Source organism: Burkholderia sp. WTPI3, from assembly GCF_021483755.1.
In the GTDB taxonomy this organism is placed as follows: Bacteria; Pseudomonadota; Gammaproteobacteria; order Burkholderiales; family Burkholderiaceae; genus Burkholderia.
This window is the reverse complement of record NZ_JAGIXF010000204.1, coordinates 1-2,015: the sequence shown is the minus strand read 5'-3', so window position 1 is coordinate 2,015 and position 2,015 is coordinate 1. Positions and strand designations below refer to the sequence as shown.

The following is a 2,015-nucleotide window of genomic DNA, read 5'->3' as shown; positions in this document are numbered from 1 at the left end:
TGGAGACTGACCGATGACCCGCTTCCTCGACGTTCCCGCCACCGCCCGACTGATCGCCAAAACCGGCGTCACGCCGTTCCTGCGCGAACTCGTCGACACGCTGCGCGCCGATTACCTGCACTGGGCCGACTTCGACAAGTCGCCGCGCGTGGCCTGCCACTCGCGCAACGGCGTGATCGAACTCATGCCCGTCGCGAACGACTCGCTCTTCGCGTTCAAGTACGTGAACGGCCACCCCGTGAACGCCGCGCGCGGCATGCACACCGTGATGGCGTTCGGCGCGCTCGCCGAAGTCGATACCGGCTACCCGCTGCTGCTCGCCGAGCTCACGCTGACCACCGCGCTGCGCACCGCCGCAACGTCGGTGCTCGCCGCGCAGGCTCTCGCACGCCCCGACTCGCGCACGATGGCGCTGATCGGCAACGGCGCGCAAAGCGAATTCCAGGCGATCGCGTTCCACACGCTGCTCGGCATCGAAGAGATCCGCGTGTTCGACGTCGATCCGCTCGCCACCGACAAGCTCGTGAAGAACCTCGCCGCCTATCCGGCGCTGCGCGTCGTGCGCGCCGCGTCGACCGCCGATGCCGTGCGCGGCGCCGACATCGTCACGACCGTCACCGCCGACAAGGCCTACGCGACGATCGTCACGGCCGACATGATCGAGCCCGGCATGCACCTGAACGCGGTCGGCGGCGATTGCCCAGGCAAGACCGAGCTCGACGCCGGCGTGCTGCATGCGGGTCGCGTGTTCGTCGAATTCGAGCCGCAGTCGCGCATCGAAGGCGAGATCCAGCAGATGCCGGCCGACTTCCCCGTCACCGAACTGTGGCGCGTGCTGCAAGGCGAGACGACCGGCCGCGAACGCGCGGACGAAGTCACGGTGTTCGACTCGGTCGGCTTCGCGCTCGAGGACTATTCGGCGCTGCGCTACCTCTACGCGCTCGCGCAGCAGCACAACGCCGGCATCGAGATCGCGCTGATCCCGCCGGCTGTCGATCCGAAGAACCTGTTCGCACTGATCGACGATCCGGCCGCGATCTCCCAGGCTCACGCGACGTTCGTCGCCGAAGCCGTCGCCGCCTTCGCCCGCTGACCGTCATTGCCGGGCGGCGTGCGTGCCGCCCGGTTCCTCGTCTCTCGCCACTACCGTTCATGAATCTCGTATCGATCCAGGCGCCGGCCGCCGTCGTGATGATCCGGCCGCACCGCTTCCTGCCCAACCCGCAGACCGCGGCCGACAACGCGTTCCAGCGCACGGCCGCCGCCGGCGCACGCGACACCGCGTCGGTGTCCGCCGCCGCGCGCGACGAAGTCACGGCCGCCGCACACACGCTCGCCGAAGCAGGCGTGCGCGTGCACGTATTCGACGACCACGGCGAGCGCGACACGCCCGACTCCGTGTTCCCGAACAACTGGTTCTCCACGCATCCGGGCGGCCACATTGCGCTGTACCCGATGGTCAGCCCGAACCGCCGACGTGAACGGCGCATGGACATCGTCGAGATGCTGAAGGCCGACTACCGCGTGCAGGACGTGATCGACTACTCGGGGCTCGAATACGACGACGTGTTCCTCGAAGGCACCGGCGCGATGGTGCTCGATCACGTCGCGCGGATCGCGTACACCGCCCGCTCGCGCCGCGCCGATCCGGTTGCGCTCGAACGCTTCTGCACGCACTTCAACTTCGAGCCGATCTGCTTCGACACGGCCGACGCGAACGGGCGGCCGATCTATCACACGAACGTGATGATGAGCGTCGCGACCGAGTTCGCGATGGTCGGCCTCGACCTGATCGCCGACCGCCGGCGCCGCGACGAAATCGCGCAACGCCTGACCGAAACCGGCCGCACGGTGATCGCGCTCGACTACGCGCAGATCGCGAATTTCGCGGGTAATACGCTGGAGCTGTCGGGCAAGGACGGGCGCGTGCTCGCGCTGTCGCGGCGCGCATTCGACTGCCTGAGCGGCGAACAGCGCGCCGCGATCGAGCGCTCGGCGCGGCTGCTGCCGCTCGA

The 2,015-nt window shown here is 68.6% G+C and carries 2 protein-coding genes; both read left to right on the top strand.

The window, feature by feature from the left end; genetic code table 11:
• The first annotated feature begins 13 nt into the window (after positions 1-13).
• The gene (locus tag J7024_RS36850) at positions 14-1,093 is read left to right on the top strand and encodes an ornithine cyclodeaminase (protein WP_124829858.1); all 1,080 of its coding nucleotides are present in this window, start codon (positions 14-16) and stop codon (positions 1,091-1,093) included.
• A 59-nt stretch (positions 1,094-1,152) separates the two neighbouring features.
• Positions 1,153-2,015: citrulline utilization hydrolase CtlX (gene ctlX, locus J7024_RS36845; protein ID WP_234746045.1), on the top strand; the 863-nt coding region annotated here is incomplete at its 3' end.

What these genes read in the sequence shown, in the direction of transcription:
- J7024_RS36850 (WP_124829858.1), top strand. Translation starts at nt 14, where the DNA reads ATGACCCGCTTCCTCGACGTTCCCGCCACCGCCCGACTGATCGCCAAA.